The 13419-nt window shown below is 70.2% G+C and carries 13 protein-coding genes and 1 riboswitch; of the genes, 9 read left to right on the forward strand and 4 right to left on the reverse strand.

The annotated features are described in order from the left end of the window. Positions 1-9: 9 nt before the first annotated feature. Together proP and bcp are read right to left on the reverse strand one after the other, a co-directional pair. Positions 10-1506, reverse strand: a complete 1497-nt coding sequence (gene proP / locus GKQ77_RS16640; protein WP_219689560.1) for a glycine betaine/L-proline transporter ProP — start codon at positions 1504-1506, stop codon at positions 10-12. Positions 1507-1639: 133 nt separating this feature from the next. After that, on the reverse strand, positions 1640-2107 hold the full coding sequence (gene bcp / locus GKQ77_RS16645) for a thioredoxin-dependent thiol peroxidase (protein WP_219689561.1): 468 nt from the start codon (positions 2105-2107) through the stop codon (positions 1640-1642). Between the two features lie 148 nt (positions 2108-2255). Here bcp and GKQ77_RS16650 point away from each other — a divergent pair, with 148 nt between their 5' ends. The 3 genes from GKQ77_RS16650 to GKQ77_RS16660 all read left to right on the forward strand — a co-directional run bounded on the left by GKQ77_RS16650 (position 2256) and on the right by GKQ77_RS16660 (position 3464). Then, positions 2256-2576: a DUF3618 domain-containing protein gene (locus tag GKQ77_RS16650; RefSeq protein WP_219689562.1), complete on the forward strand. Its 321-nt coding sequence runs from the start codon at positions 2256-2258 to the stop codon at positions 2574-2576. A 66-nt stretch (positions 2577-2642) separates the two neighbouring features. Continuing rightward, complete coding sequence (locus tag GKQ77_RS16655) at positions 2643-2987, forward strand: GroES family chaperonin (RefSeq protein ID WP_199843091.1); 345 nt, start codon at positions 2643-2645, stop codon at positions 2985-2987. A 40-nt stretch (positions 2988-3027) separates the two neighbouring features. Then, positions 3028-3098: riboswitch (guanidine-III (ykkC-III) riboswitch) on the forward strand. A gap of 45 nt (positions 3099-3143) precedes the next feature. Next, positions 3144-3464 carry a DMT family transporter gene (locus GKQ77_RS16660; protein ID WP_125513021.1) on the forward strand — a complete coding sequence of 107 codons (321 nt, stop codon included), beginning with the start codon at positions 3144-3146 and terminating at the stop codon, positions 3462-3464. Between the two features lie 133 nt (positions 3465-3597). Here the strand turns inward: GKQ77_RS16660 and GKQ77_RS16665 are convergent, their stop codons facing one another. After that, the gene (locus tag GKQ77_RS16665) at positions 3598-5988 is read right to left on the reverse strand and encodes a transglycosylase domain-containing protein (RefSeq protein WP_219689563.1); all 2391 of its coding nucleotides are present in this window, start codon (positions 5986-5988) and stop codon (positions 3598-3600) included. Between the two features lie 186 nt (positions 5989-6174). On the opposite strand from GKQ77_RS16665, the gene GKQ77_RS16670 reads away from it, so the two are divergent. The 5 genes from GKQ77_RS16670 (at position 6175) to GKQ77_RS16690 (ending at position 10415) form a co-directional block, all read left to right on the forward strand. Continuing rightward, on the forward strand, positions 6175-6996 hold the full coding sequence (locus tag GKQ77_RS16670) for an ABC transporter permease (protein ID WP_219689564.1): 822 nt from the start codon (positions 6175-6177) through the stop codon (positions 6994-6996). A 76-nt stretch (positions 6997-7072) separates the two neighbouring features. Further along, entirely contained in the window at positions 7073-7885 is an 813-nt protein-coding gene (locus GKQ77_RS16675) for an ABC transporter permease (RefSeq protein WP_258021437.1), read from the forward strand. A 6-nt stretch (positions 7886-7891) separates the two neighbouring features. Further along, positions 7892-8869, forward strand: coding sequence for an ABC transporter ATP-binding protein (locus GKQ77_RS16680; RefSeq protein ID WP_308117688.1), 978 nt, complete (start codon positions 7892-7894; stop codon positions 8867-8869). 10 nt (positions 8870-8879) lie between these two features. After that, complete coding sequence (locus GKQ77_RS16685) at positions 8880-9578, forward strand: DUF1707 SHOCT-like domain-containing protein (protein WP_219689565.1); 699 nt, start codon at positions 8880-8882, stop codon at positions 9576-9578. A gap of 132 nt (positions 9579-9710) precedes the next feature. Beyond that, positions 9711-10415 (forward strand): L,D-transpeptidase family protein, encoded by a 705-nt coding sequence (locus tag GKQ77_RS16690; RefSeq protein ID WP_219689566.1) that lies wholly within the window; start codon positions 9711-9713, stop codon positions 10413-10415. Positions 10416-10468: 53 nt separating this feature from the next. Here the strand turns inward: GKQ77_RS16690 and GKQ77_RS16695 are convergent, their stop codons facing one another. After that, positions 10469-11791 (reverse strand): SGNH/GDSL hydrolase family protein, encoded by a 1323-nt coding sequence (locus tag GKQ77_RS16695; RefSeq protein ID WP_219689567.1) that lies wholly within the window; start codon positions 11789-11791, stop codon positions 10469-10471. A gap of 300 nt (positions 11792-12091) precedes the next feature. Here GKQ77_RS16695 and GKQ77_RS16700 point away from each other — a divergent pair, with 300 nt between their 5' ends. Further along, complete coding sequence (locus GKQ77_RS16700) at positions 12092-13375, forward strand: DUF445 domain-containing protein (RefSeq protein ID WP_308117689.1); 1284 nt, start codon at positions 12092-12094, stop codon at positions 13373-13375. The last annotated feature ends 44 nt before the right edge of the window (positions 13376-13419 follow it).

Genomic DNA, 13419 nt, shown 5'->3' on the forward strand with positions numbered 1-13419 from the left:
GGGGGAGGGTCAGAAGCGGGGGGACGGGGACTGGGCCTCTACCAGTTCCGCCGCCTCCTCCTTCGTCTCCACCGACGGCGGCGAGCCCGAAAGCGGCTGCTGGGCCGTTTCCTTCATGCAGGCCACCGCGATGATGCCGACGAGCGCCGCCGCCATCGAGTAGTACGCCGGGACCATGTCCGTGCCCGTCACGCTGATCAGGGACGTGATCACCAGGGGGGCCGTGCCGCCGAAGAGGGAGGCGGAGAGGTTGTAGCCGACGGAGAGGGAGCCGTAGCGGACCGAGGTGGGGAAGAGGGCGGGGAGCGTCGCCGACATCGTGCCGAGGAGGCAGACCAGGGAGAGGCCGAGCAGGAGCATCCCGGCGGAGACCGCGAGCAGGCTGCCCTGCTTGATCAGGAGGAAGGCCGGGAGCGAGAGGAAGAGGAAGCCCAGCATGCCCGCCATCAGCAGCGGCTTGCGCCCGAAGCGGTCGGAGAGCCTGCCGACCCGGTTCATGATCAGCATCAGCACGATCATCGTGCCGATGAGGATCAGCAGCCCGTGCGAGTCGTCGTAGCCGAGCTCGTCGGAGAGGTATGTCGGCATGTACGACAGGAGCATGTAGTCGGTGATGTTGTACGCGCCGACCAGCGCGATGCAGAGGATCAGCGTCGGCCAGTGCCGGCGGAAGATCTTCGCCAGGTCGCCCTTGGCCGTGGTCTCCACGGCGGACGCGCCCTCGGACGCAGAGTGGAAGGAGGCGTCCTCCATCTTCTGGAAGGCGGGGGTCTCGTCGAGCTTGAGCCGGAGGTAGAGGCCCACGAGGCCGAGCGGACCGGCGACGAGGAACGGGATGCGCCAGCCCCAGGAATCCATGGCGTCCGAGCCGAGCGCGGTGTTCAGGATGAGGACAAGGCCCGCCGCTCCCGTGTAACCGGCGAGCGTGCCGATCTCCAGGAAGCTGCCGAAGTAGCCGCGCCGCTTGTCGGGGGCGTACTCGGCGATGAAGGTGGACGCGCCGCCGTACTCACCGCCCGTCGAGAAGCCCTGGACCAGACGGAAGAAGATCAGCAGGACCGGCGCCCAGAAGCCGATCGTGGCGTAGGACGGGATCAGGCCGATGGCGAGCGTGCCGATCGCCATCAGGATCATCGTCAGCGCGAGGACCTTCTTGCGGCCGATCTTGTCGCCCATCGGCCCGAAGACCATGCCGCCGACCGGGCGGACCAGGAAGGAGACGGCGAAGGTGGCGAAGGAGGAGATCAGCTGGGCCGTCTCGTTCCCGGACGGGAAGAAGACGTGGCCGATGGTGACGGCCAGATAGCTGTAGATGCCGAAGTCGAACCACTCCATGGCGTTGCCGAGCGAGGCCGCTTTCACCGCCCGCTTGACCGCGGCCTCGTCCGTGACCGTGATGTCGGTGCGGCGCAGCGGCGGGTTCTTGCGCCGGTTGGCGGCCCGGAACAGCGTGCGGTGGCGTTTGACCGCGTCGGCATCGGCCTCTATCTCTTCGTGGGCCGCCATGGAGTGGTTCCTTTCGTTCTTCGGACGTGCTCCCCCGTTTTCTCCCTGAGGTCACTTGCTCGAACATCGCCGACGCAAACGAAAGCCCCCTGGGAGGGGGGCTTTGTCACAGTGCGGGAAGGGGTCCTGATGATCAGACGCCCAGGTCCCTGATGATCTTCGCGACGTGGCCGGTCGCCTTCACGTTGTAGAACGCGTGCTCGACCTTGCCCTCCTCGTCGACGACGACGGTCGAGCGGATGACACCGGTCACCGTCTTGCCGTAGAGCTTCTTCTCGCCGAAGGCGCCGTACGCCGCCAGGGTCTCCTTGGCGGGGTCGCCGACGAGCGTGACCTTCAGGCTCTCCTGCTCGCGGAACTTCGCGAGCTTCTCCGGCTTGTCCGGCGACACGCCGATGACGTCGTAACCGGCCGCCGCGAGCACGTCGAGGTTGTCGGTGAAGTCGCACGCCTGCTTGGTGCAGCCGGGGGTCAGGGCGGCCGGGTAGAAGTAGACGATGACCTTGCGGCCCTTGTGGTCGGCCAGCGAGACGTCGTTGCCGTCGGCGTCGGGCAGGGTGAAGGCGGGGGCGGTGTCGCCGGGCTGCAGTCGCTCGCTCATTCTCGGTCTCCTCGCGGGGGCGTACGCAAAAGGTTTGGTGACGGGGTCGAGCGTAATAGGGGTGCCGTGGGGTGCGGCGCGCGTGAAGCTGACAGACTGTGGTCACAGTTCATGTACGGACAGTCGATACGACCACGGAGGCAGCGCGGTGTCGGATGCCAGGACCCCTGCGCAGATCGAGGCGGACATCAAGCGCCGGCGCGACCAGCTGGCCGAGACGCTCGACGAGATCGGGGTGCGCGTCCACCCGAAGACGATCGTCGGTGACGCGAAGGCGAAGGTCGTCTCCAGCGTGGACCACACGGTGGGACGGGCGTACGTCGGGGCGAACCGGTTCGTCTCGGATGTGCGGAGCCGTTTCGTCGGCGAGGACGGTTCGCCCCGCATCGAGCGGATCGTCCCGGTGGCCCTGGTGGCCGTCGGCGTCGTCGGCCTGCTCGTGATGGGCTCGCGGCGCCGCGACAGCTGAGCCGGGGCGACGCGAGAGCTGACCCGGGGGGCCGCGCGGAGCGCCCGGGCAGGTAGGTTCGGTGGCGTGAGCGAGAAGACCCACCACGACGACAAGCTGCCCATCCGGATGCTGCACGACCGCGTGCTCGTGCGGCAGGACACCAGCGAGGGCGAGCGCCGCTCCGGCGGCGGCATCCTGATCCCCGCGACCGCTGCCGTGGGCCGGCGGCTCGCCTGGGCCGAGGTGGTCGCCGTCGGTCAGAACGTACGTGCGGTCGAGCCGGGTGACCGGGTCCTGTACGACCCGGAGGACCGCGCCGAGGTCGAGGTCCGTGGCGTGGCGTACGTCCTGATGCGCGAGCGCGATCTGCACGCCGTGGCCGCGGACCGGTTCGAGGGCTCCGAGGACTCGACGGGCCTGTACTTGTAGAAGGGCCCCTTCGGCTGGAAAGCGGCCCCTTCAGCCCTTTCGGCCCGTTTGCTACCGTGGAACGACCCCGACGAGACGCGCCGTACCGGGTTTCCGCAAAGACGACGCACCCCATCAGGTAACGCGCTGAGCGTTCTACTCGTCGGAGGTGCCGTCATGGCCTGGGTTCTGCTGATAGTCGCCGGTCTGCTCGAAGTGGGCTGGTCGATCGGGATGAAGTACACCGAGGGGTTCACGCGGCTGTGGCCCAGCGTGTTCACGGGCGCGGGCATCGTCGCGAGCATGGTGCTTCTGTCGTACGCCGCCAAGTCGCTGCCCATCGGTACGGCGTACGGCGTGTGGGTCGGCATCGGGGCCGCCGGTGCGGCGGTGCTCGGCATGGTCGTGCTGGGGGAGCCGGTCACCGCCGCGCGGATCTTCTTCGTCTGCTTGCTGCTGGTCGCCGTCGTCGGCCTCAAGGCGACCTCGGGGCACTGACTGCCCTGCCGGGTCGCGTAGGGGAACCGCGGGGTCCGTCGTGGCTGGGCGCGCAGTTCCCCGCGCCCCTTCGGGGCGCTACCCGCGGGTCCGTCGTGGCTGAGCGCGCAGTTCCCCGCGCCCCTTCGGGGCGCTAGCCGTCCGTCAGGCCGCCGATGTCGCCGCCGTCCGACGCGCCGCCGTCATCCGTCCCCCCGATGTCGGTCGCGCCGCCGTCCGGGCCGCCCTGCGCGGCGCCCCCGTCGACCGTTCCGCCGTCCGTGGCGCCGCCGTCCGCGGTGGCCCCGCCGTCGCTCTGGTCACCCGTCTGGCCGCCGGTCTGACCGCCGGGGTCCTGGCCTCCGTCGGTCGTGATGCCGCCGGTGTCCGTGCCGCCCGTGGTGGCGCCCCCGTCGGTGGGGCCGCCGTCCGTCGTGCCGCCGTCCGTGGGGCCGCCGGTGGTGGCGCCGCCCTCGGTCGCCGGGTCCTGGGTGCCGCCCGTCGTCGGCTCCGGCACCACCGGCAGGTCCGCGCCCTGCTCCAGCTCCAGGTCGAACTCCTTGACCGGCTCGCCCTCCAGGGCGTCCTTGGTGAACTGCGCCCAGACGCGGGCCGGGTAGCCGCCGCCGTTGATGCGGGCCTCGCCGAGCGCCCCGTACAGCGGGGTGTGCGCGCCGGTGTCGGGGTGCTGGCCCATGACGGCGACCACCGTCGCGAGGTCGGGGGTGTAGCCGGCGAACCAGGCCGCCGTGTCGTTCTCCGCGGTGCCGGTCTTGCCCGCGGCGGGGCGGCCCGCGCCCTGGGCCGCCGTGCCGGTGCCGCCCTGGACGACGCTCTGCAGGATGGAGGTGGTGGTGTCGGCGGCCTCGCGGGTCACCGCCTGCTCGGTCTCCTGCTCCGGCAGCGCGATCTTCTCGCCGTCCTTGGTGATCTTCTCGACGATGGTGTACGTGCCGTGCTTGCCGTGGTTGGCCAGCGTCGCGTACGCCTCGGTCATGTCGAGGACGCTCGCGGTGGAGGGGCCGAGCGCGATCGAGGGGGAGGCGGTGAGGTCGGGCGTGGACTCCGGGACGCCGAGAGCGATCGCGGTCTCCTTGACCTTGTCGGAGCCGACGTCGACGGCCATCTGCGCGTACACCGAGTTCACGGACTTGTCGGTGGCCTCGCGGACCGTGGTCTCGCCGTAGGAGACCTGGTCCTCGTTCTCGGGGGCGTACGCCCCGCCGCTCCAGCCCTGCACGGGCCGCTTGTTGGTGCCGTCGTAGACGGTGTTCGGGGTGATGGGCTGCCCGCTCTGGGTGACCGAGCCGTTCTCCACGGCCGAGGTGAACACGAACGGCTTGAAGGTGGAGCCGACCTGGTAGTCGCGGCGCGTGGCGTTGTTGACGTACTGCTTGGTGTAGTCGATGCCGCCGTACATCGCGACGACCTTGCCGGTGGCCGGGTCGATGGAGGCGCCGCTCGCGCGGACGTTGCGGTCGACCTTGCGGGCCTTCTTGTCGATCTTCGACATCACCTGGTCGTCGACGGCCTTCTTGAAGGCTTCCTGGCGGTCCTTCTGGAGGGTCGTGGTGATGCGGTAGCCGCCCTTGGCGAGCGTCTCCTCATCGATGATCTTGTTGGCGGTGAGGTAGTCCTCGACGGCCTTGACGACATAGCCGCGCTGGCCGGAGAGGCCCGCCGCGCCCTTGGCCTCGTCGGGAGCCGGGAACTTCACCTTGGCCCGGTCCGCCTTGCTGAGCCAGCCCTCCTTGACCATGCCGTCCAGGACGTAGGACCAGCGGCCCGCCGCGCGCTGCTTGTTCTCCGGGTGCGTGGCGACGTCGTAGGCGTTGGGGGAGTTCAGGAGCGTCGCGAGGTAGGCGCCCTCGCCGACGGACAGCTCCTTCACGTTCTTGCCGTAGTACGCCTGGGCCGCAGCCTGCACGCCGTACGCGTTGCGGCCGAAGTAGCTGGTGTTCAGATAGCCGGAGAGGATCTCGTCCTTGCTCACCTCGCGGTCCAGCTTGATGGAGATGAAGAACTCCTTCACCTTGCGCGAGACGGTCTGCTCCTGGCCCAGGTAGTAGTTCTTCACGTACTGCTGGGTGATCGTGGAGCCGGACTGCTTGCCCTTGCCGGTGACGGTGTTCCAGGCCGCGCGGATCATCGCCTTCGGGTCGACCGCGGACTCGCCGTAGAAGTCGCGGTCCTCGGCGGCGAGCACGGCGCGCTGGACGTGCAGCGGGATCTGCTTGAGCGGCACCTTCTCGCGGTTCACCTCGCCGTCACGGGCGATCTCGGAGCCGTCGTCGTAGAGATAGACGTTGCTCTGCTTGGTCGCCGCGGCGTTCGCCGGCGGGATCTCGACCAGCATGTAGCCCGCCATGAAGGCGCCCACGCCCAGCAGGACCAGCAGGATGAAGCCGCCGAGGACCATGCGCCAGGTAGGGAAGATCCGCCGCCAGCCCTTGCGCTTGGGGCGCTTGGGCTTCTTGGCCTTGCCGGTCCCGGCGGGCTCGCCACCCTGCCCGCCTGGGTCCTGCTGCTGCGGCTCGTCGCTCATGTCTCGCGGAACTCCCGGTTAGCGTCGTACGTCCAGTACGCCTCGTACACCCCATTGCACACTGCCGCCGCAGGCGCGGCGCACCAGGGCACGCGCCCCGCCCCGAAAATGCCTGGCGCGAGCGGCCCACATCACACTACGATCCTGCGCTTTGGCCGATGAGGGGCGAGGCCCACTGTGAGAGGGATGCGTGTGCGCACAGGACGGTTCCGTTTGTACGCGGCCGTCGCCGAGGGAGGCTTCCGCAGATACGCCACCTACCGGATCGCGACCGCGGCAGGGGTCTTCACCAACACCGCCTTCGGGCTGATCCTCGCCTACACCTATATCGCGCTCTGGGACGAGCGGCCCGGCCTCGGCGGATACGACCAGGCGCAGGCGGTCACGTTCGTCTGGCTGGGGCAGGGGCTGCTCACGGTGATGGCGCTGATGGGCGGCGGCTTCGAGGGGGAGCTGATCGAGCGGATCCGCACCGGGGACATCGCCGTCGACCTGTACCGGCCGGCGGACCTCCAGGCGTGGTGGCTGGCGAGCGACCTGGGCCGGGCCCTGTTCCAGCTGCTCGGGCGCGGGATCGTGCCGATGGCGGTCGGCGCGCTCGTCTTCGACCTCGCGCTGCCCGCCGACCCGCTGCGCTGGCTGGCGTTCCTCCTCGCCGTGCTGCTGGGCGCGCTGGTCAGCTTCGGGCTGCGCTTCCTGGTGGCGCTCTGTGCGTTCTGGCTGCTCGACGGGGCGGGGATCACGCAGGTGGTGATGCTCGCGGGCACCTTCTTCTCGGGGATGCTGCTGCCGCTGAACGTCTTCCCCGGCGCGCTCGGCGACCTCGCCCGCGCGCTGCCGTGGTCGGCGCTGCTCCAGGTGCCCGCCGATGTCTTCCTGGGCACGCACACGGGCCTCGGCCTGCTGCGGGCGTACGCCTTCCAGCTCGGCTGGGCCGCGGCGCTGCTGACCGCCGGGCGGCTGCTCCAGGCGGCGGCGACGCGGCGGGTGGTGGTGCAGGGTGGCTGACCTGACGAAGACGCGAGCGGGGCAGGTAGGGCAGCCGGGGCGGGCGGGACCGGCGGGGCAGGCGGGCACCGGTCGGCTGGCGCAGGTGCGCTCCGGGCTGCGTGCCTACCGGCTGATCTCCGCGATGTGGATCCGCTCCCTCATGGCCTACCGGCTGTCCTTCGTGATGAGCGCGCTCGGCAACTTCGCGGTGACCGCCTTCGACTTCGCGGCGATCCTGCTGATGTTCTCCCAGGTGGACCGGCTCGGCGGCTACGCGCTCGCGGAGGTCGCCTTCCTGTACGGCGCCTCGTGCACCGCGTTCGGCCTCGCCGACCTGGCCCTCGGCTCCATGGACCGGCTCGGCAGGCGGGTGCGCGACGGCACGCTCGACACGCTCCTCGTGCGGCCCGCCCCGGTGCTCGCGCAGGTCGCCGCCGACCGGTTCGGGCTGCACAGGCTGGGGCGCCTCACGCAGGGCGCGCTGGTCCTCACGTACGCGCTGGTGGTCCTGGACATCGACTGGACGCCGCTGAAGGTGCTGATGGTGCCTTTGATGCTGGTCAGCGGGGCGGGCATCTTCGCGGCGGTGTTCATGGCGGGCGCGGCCTTCCAGTTCGTGGCGCAGGACGCGGCCGAGGTGCAGAACGCGTTCACGTACGGGGGGACCACGCTTCTCCAGTACCCGCCGACCGTCTTCGCCAAGGACCTGGTGCGCGGGGTCACCTTCGTCCTGCCGCTCGCCTTCGTGAACTGGCTGCCCGCCCTGTACGTCCTGGGGCGGCCCTACCCGCTCGACCTGCCGGTGTGGACGGCGTTCGCGCCGCCGCCGGTGGCCGTGGCGTGCCTCGCCCTCGCGGGTCTCGCCTGGCGCGCGGGCCTCCGTTCGTATCGCAGCACAGGGAGCTGAACCGCCGTGGAGACAGTGGGAACAACCGACCTCATCGAGCTGGAAGGCGTCGAGAAGGTCTTCGACGTACGCAAGAAGACGGGTTTCCTGCGGCGCGAGCGGCACCAGGTGCGGGCCGTCGACGGGATCTCCTTCACCGTGCCGCGCGGCGAGATGGTCGGCTACATCGGGCCGAACGGCGCGGGCAAGTCGACGACGATCAAGATGCTGACGGGGATCCTCACGCCGAGCGGGGGGCGGCTGCGGGTCGCGGGCATCGACCCGTCCCGCGAGCGGACGCGCCTCGCGCAGCGCATCGGTGTCGTCTTCGGACAGCGCACCACGCTCTGGTGGGACCTGCCGCTGATCGACTCCTACCGCCTGGTGCACCGGATGTACCGCATCCCGGACGCCCGCTTCCGCGAGAACCTGGACCGGTGCGTGGAACTCCTCGAACTGGGCGCCCTGTTGGACGTCCCCGTGCGCCAGCTCTCGCTCGGGCAGCGGATGCGCGGCGACATCGCGGCGGCGCTCCTGCACGACCCGGAGGTGCTGTACCTGGACGAGCCGACGATCGGCCTGGACGTCATCAGCAAGGCGAAGGTGCGGGGCTTCCTGCGGGACCTGAACACGCAGTCCGGTACGACGGTCCTGCTCACCACGCACGACCTCACCGACATCGAGCAGCTGTGTGAACGCGTGATGGTCATCGACCACGGACGGCTGATGTACGACGGCCCGCTCGCCGGGCTGCACGAGGTGGGCGAGAGCGAGCGCACCCTCGTCGTCGACCTGGAGCGTGAACTTCCGCCCATGGAGGTCGAGTCGGCGCGGGTGGTGAAGGTGGAGGGCCCGCGCCAGTGGCTCGCCTTCCCGGCCGCTCAGTCGGCGGCTCCGCTCGTCGCGCGGATCGCGGCGCGGTACCCGATGGCCGACCTGTCGGTCAGGGAGCCGGACATCGAGGCGGTCATCGCCAAGATGTACGCGGAGAAGACGACCTCGTAGGCTTCCTCCCATGAGTGACAGACTCCCCGAGTTGCGGGCATCCGACGCCGACCGAGAGCGGGTCGCGGAGGTGTTGCGGGACGCGATGGCCGAGGGCCGCCTCGACATGACGGAGTTCGAGGAGCGCCTCGACGCCGCGTACAAGGCCCGTACATACGGTGAGTTGGAGCCGCTCACCCGCGATCTGCCGGTGCACGGCGCCAAGGTGTCGATGGTGAAGCGGCCCGCGGGCGACGATCCCGCGGCCGTCGACTGGGCGGCGCGGATGGTGGACCACGAGCCCACGTCGGCCGGTGGCTTCGCCTTCTGGAGCGGCTTCAGCCGCAAGGGCGGCTGGACGATCGGGCGGCAGTTCACGGCGTTCGCGATGTGGGGCGGCGGCGAGATCGACCTGCGCGAGGCGTACTTCGCCGAGCGCGATGTGGAGATCCGCTGCTACACCATCATGGGCGGGCTCCAGGTGACCGTGCCGCCCGAGATGAACGTCGTGGTCAAGGGCTTCGGCATCATGGGCGGCTTCGACGACAGGGCGACCGGTGTGGGCACGCCCGGCTCGCCCCGCGTGGTCGTCAAGGGCTTCGCGCTGATGGGCGGCGTCGGCGTCGATCGCAAGCTGCGCAAGGCGGAGAAGCTGCGGCTGAAGGAGGAGAAGCTCAGGCTCAAGGAGGAGCGGCGCCGCGAGAAGCTGGAGCGCGGGCAGGGTGACTGAGCGCGGGCAGGGTGACTGAATCGTCCCTTGTTACACACCTGTGTCGATTCGCCCTGCAACGAACCCCGGACCCGCGCTGTCTAGCAGGTGGGATCCGACCCGTGGACACATGATGACGAGGGGCAGGCAGCAGTGGGGGACATACGCACACTTCGCAGGCGGGGAGCCGTGGCTCTGGGGATCACCGTGATGGTGGCCCCGCTCACGGTGGCACTCGGCACCGGCAGCGCGCAGGCCGCGTCGTGCACGACGCAGACCGGGCCGTATCAGAAGCAGGTCGAGAAGTTCCTCGGCCGCCCGGTGGACGGCAAGCAGTCACCGGCCGACTGCAAGGCCATCAAGGCGTTCCAGACCAAGCACAAGATCACCCCGAACGCCGGGTACGCGGGCAGCATCACCTGGGGCGTCATGGACCTGATGAACAAGCAGAAGGCGGTGGGCGACAACCCCAACAAGGCGGGCAAGTGCCCGACCGACAAGGGGCGCATCGCCTGCGTCGACCTGACGCTCCAGCTCAGCTGGATCCAGGACGGCAAGGACGTCAAGTACGGCCCGGTCCCGGTCCGCACCGGCCGCAACGGCCACGAGACCCGCACCGGACTGAAGAAGGTCTACTGGCGGGACATCGACCACGTGTCGAGCATCTACGACGTGCCGATGCCCTACAGCCAGTTCTTCGACGGCGGCCAGGCCTTCCACTCGGTCGGCATCAGCGTCTGGTCCCCGCCGGGCTCCCACGGCTGCGTCAACATGACGAAGAAGGACGCCGTGAAGTACTGGAACACGCTGCGCAAGGGCGACGACGTCTTCGTCTACGGCCGCAAGCCGGGCACCTGATCCCCGGCAGCCGCCCACCCCGTACGGACGCGGGGCGGGCGGCTGAGGCCTTGTCAGAGTTCGGCCGCCGCCGAGCCCTTCAGGTGCGAGAGGTTGAACGTCTCCGCCATCTTGCGGAACCCCGCGTCCGAGGGGTGCAGATGGTCCCCCGAGTCGTACTGCTCGCGCAGCTTGCGCGGGTCGTACGGGTCGCGCAGCGCGCGGTCGAAGTCGACGACCTCGTCGAAGACCTTCCCCGAGCGGATCTGCTCGTTCACCGACTGCCGCACCGATTCGAGCCCGGGGTCGTAGCCGCGGTGGCCGCCGAACGGCATCAGCGTGGCGCCGACGACCCGCAGCCCGCGCGTGTGCGCCTGGCGGGTCAGCTCGCGCAGGCCCTCGACGATGCGGTCCGGGTCGTTCTGATGCGGGTTGCGCAGGATGTCGTTGACGCCGAGGGCGATGACGACGGCCTTGACGCCCGTGCGGTTCAGGACGTCACGGTCGAAGCGGGAGAGGCCGCTCGGGTTCGCCGCGGGCTGCCCGCGTCCGTCGGAGAGGATGCGGTTGCCGCTGATGCCCTGGTTCACCACGCCGTAGCGCGGCGCGCCCGACTCGGTGCGCAGCCGGTCGGCGAGGACGTCGGTCCAGCGGCGGTTGGCGCCCATCGTGGAGGAGATGCCGTCGGTGATGGAGTCGCCGAAGACGACGACCGTGCCGTCGGTCTCGTTGCTCAGCACGTCCACCGCGGTCAGGTAGCGCCAGAACGGGCTCTGTTCGGTGTAGGCGTCACCGGCCGGGTCCTCGGTGCGGTCGCCCTCGGCGACGTAACTGATCTGGCGCGCGTGCGGGTGGTAGGTGACCGGCCCGGACGGGGTGGGTGAGTACGTCGTGACCAGCAGGTCGGCGTCGTGCGGGACGCGCAGGCGGGCGGCGTCGCTCATCACCTGGGCGCCCGGCGGGATCACCACCGAGGTGTTGCCGTTGAACGTGAGGCGGCGCAGCGTGCCGGGCGCGGCGGCCGGGGCGCTCGACGCGGAGGACAGCGCGATGGAGGCGTGCGTGATGCTCAGCGGCGTGGTTCCGTAGAGGTTCGACAGGGTGATGCGGGCGCTCTTGCCGCCGACGCTGGTGTGCACCACGTTGCGCAGGGAGCGGCCGGCGAAACCCTTGCGCTCGGTGCCCGGTTCGAACCCCGCGGGGGAGGCGGACCAGGAGCCGACCCAGGCGCCGGACGAGGCGGGATCGGCGGAGTTGCGGGGGCCGCGCGGACCCGCGCTGATGGTGTCCTGCGAGCCGTTGTCGGTGCCGGCGACTCCGACGTATATGGCGGCGGAAATCACCACTATGACCGCGATGACCGCGGCGAGAAGGGCATAACCGTGACGCTTGGTCATGCGGGCTCTTTCTCCTCGGGCAGGGGGAGCCCCGAGGCTCCGATGTGATCACCCCATGATGCGGCATGGGCCGTGAGGCGGCCGACACTGCCCCCCTCCGCTCTTATCGACGCCGGGAACTTGTCGTTCGTTCCAGGAGTAGTGAGGAAGGGACGGAGAACACAGGACGCGGGGACAATGCGGATCAGGACGAGGCGAACGGGCCAGGTGGAGTGAGTGCAGAGCGCAAACGCGGAGAAAATCCCCGAACCTGACAAGGGGCGCGAGCCGGGCGAGGGTACGCCGTTCGGGGCGGCCCCGGTGACTCCGGTGGCCCCCGGCGGCTTCACGTACAGCCCCGCCGACGAGGAGAAGCGGCGCGGCGTGCGCCGGATGAAGATCACGGCGACGGGCCTGCTTGTCTTCGTCGCTGTCGTCTACGTACTCGCGAAGTGGGCGCAGCACTCCGGCGCCGGCGCCTGGACGGGTTATGTCGCGGCCGCCGCGGAGGCCGGCATGGTCGGCGCGCTCGCCGACTGGTTCGCGGTGACGGCCCTCTTCCGTCACCCGCTCGGCCTGCCCATCCCGCACACGGCGATCATCCCGAACAAGAAGGACCAGCTCGGCGCGTCCCTCGGCGACTTCGTGGGGGAGAACTTCCTCTCCGCCGACGTCGTACGGGGCAGGCTGCACGCCGTCGGCATCGGCGCCCGCCTCGGCACCTGGCTGGCCCAGCCCGCGCACGCCGACCGCGTCACCGCCGAGCTGGCCACGGCGCTGCGCGGCGCCCTGACCGTGCTGCGCGACTCCGACGTGCAGGCCGTGGTCGGCGAGGCCATCACGCGCCGCGCCGACGCCCAGGAGATCGCGCCCGGTATCGGCAAGACGCTGGAGAAGATCGTCGCCGACGGCGGCCACCGCCGGGTCGTCGACCTGATCTGCGTACGCGCGCACGACTGGCTCGTCGAGCACGGCGACTCGGTGATGGACGCGGTGCAGGGCGGGGCGCCCGGCTGGACCCCGCGCTTCGTCGACAGGAAGGTCGGCGACCGCGTCTACAAGGAACTGCTGCGGTTCGTCACCGAGATGCGGGACATGCCCGAGCACCCCGCGCGCGGGGCCGTCGACCGCTTCCTCGCCGACTTCGCCGCCGACCTCCAGTCCGACTCGGACACGCGGGAGCGCGTGGAGCGCCTGAAGCGGGAGGTCCTCGGCCGCGGCGAGGTGCAGGATCTCATCGCCTCCGCCTGGTCGGCCGTACGTTCGATGATCGTGGCCGCCGCCGAGGACGAGCGCAGCGAGCTGCGGCTGCGCGTACGGGCCTCGCTGCTCTCGCTGGGCGCCCGGATGGCACAGGACGGCCGGCTCCAGCAGAAGGTGGACGGCTGGGTGGAGGGCGCGGCGGTGTACGTGGTGACGACCTACCGCGACGAGATCACCTCGCTGATCACGGACACGGTGGCGGGCTGGGACGCGGAGCACACCTCGAAGAAGATCGAGGCACACATCGGGCGGGACCTGCAGTTCATCCGGATCAACGGCACGGTGGTCGGCTCCCTGGCGGGGCTCGCTATCTATGCGGTGTCGCGGGTGTTCGTGGGGTAGGGGGTGGGCCGTCGGCAGGGGTGAGGCCGTCGGCGCGGCTCACC

It is taken from the genome of Streptomyces anatolicus, assembly GCF_019400875.1.
GTDB classification, from domain to species: domain Bacteria; phylum Actinomycetota; class Actinomycetes; order Streptomycetales; family Streptomycetaceae; genus Streptomyces; species Streptomyces anatolicus.

Bases quoted from the DNA above. Each gene is read 5' to 3' on its own strand.
- GKQ77_RS16695 (WP_219689567.1), bottom strand. From the start codon at position 11,791: ATGACCAAGCGTCACGGTTATGCCCTTCTCGCCGCGGTCATCGCGGTC.
- proP (WP_219689560.1), bottom strand. From the start codon at position 1,506: ATGGCGGCCCACGAAGAGATAGAGGCCGATGCCGACGCGGTCAAACGC.
- GKQ77_RS16670 (WP_219689564.1), top strand. From the start codon at position 6,175: ATGCGTGTGCGCACAGGACGGTTCCGTTTGTACGCGGCCGTCGCCGAG.
- GKQ77_RS16665 (WP_219689563.1), bottom strand. From the start codon at position 5,988: ATGAGCGACGAGCCGCAGCAGCAGGACCCAGGCGGGCAGGGTGGCGAG.
- bcp (WP_219689561.1), bottom strand. From the start codon at position 2,107: ATGAGCGAGCGACTGCAGCCCGGCGACACCGCCCCCGCCTTCACCCTG.
- GKQ77_RS16685 (WP_219689565.1), top strand. From the start codon at position 8,880: ATGAGTGACAGACTCCCCGAGTTGCGGGCATCCGACGCCGACCGAGAG.
- GKQ77_RS16660 (WP_125513021.1), top strand. From the start codon at position 3,144: ATGGCCTGGGTTCTGCTGATAGTCGCCGGTCTGCTCGAAGTGGGCTGG.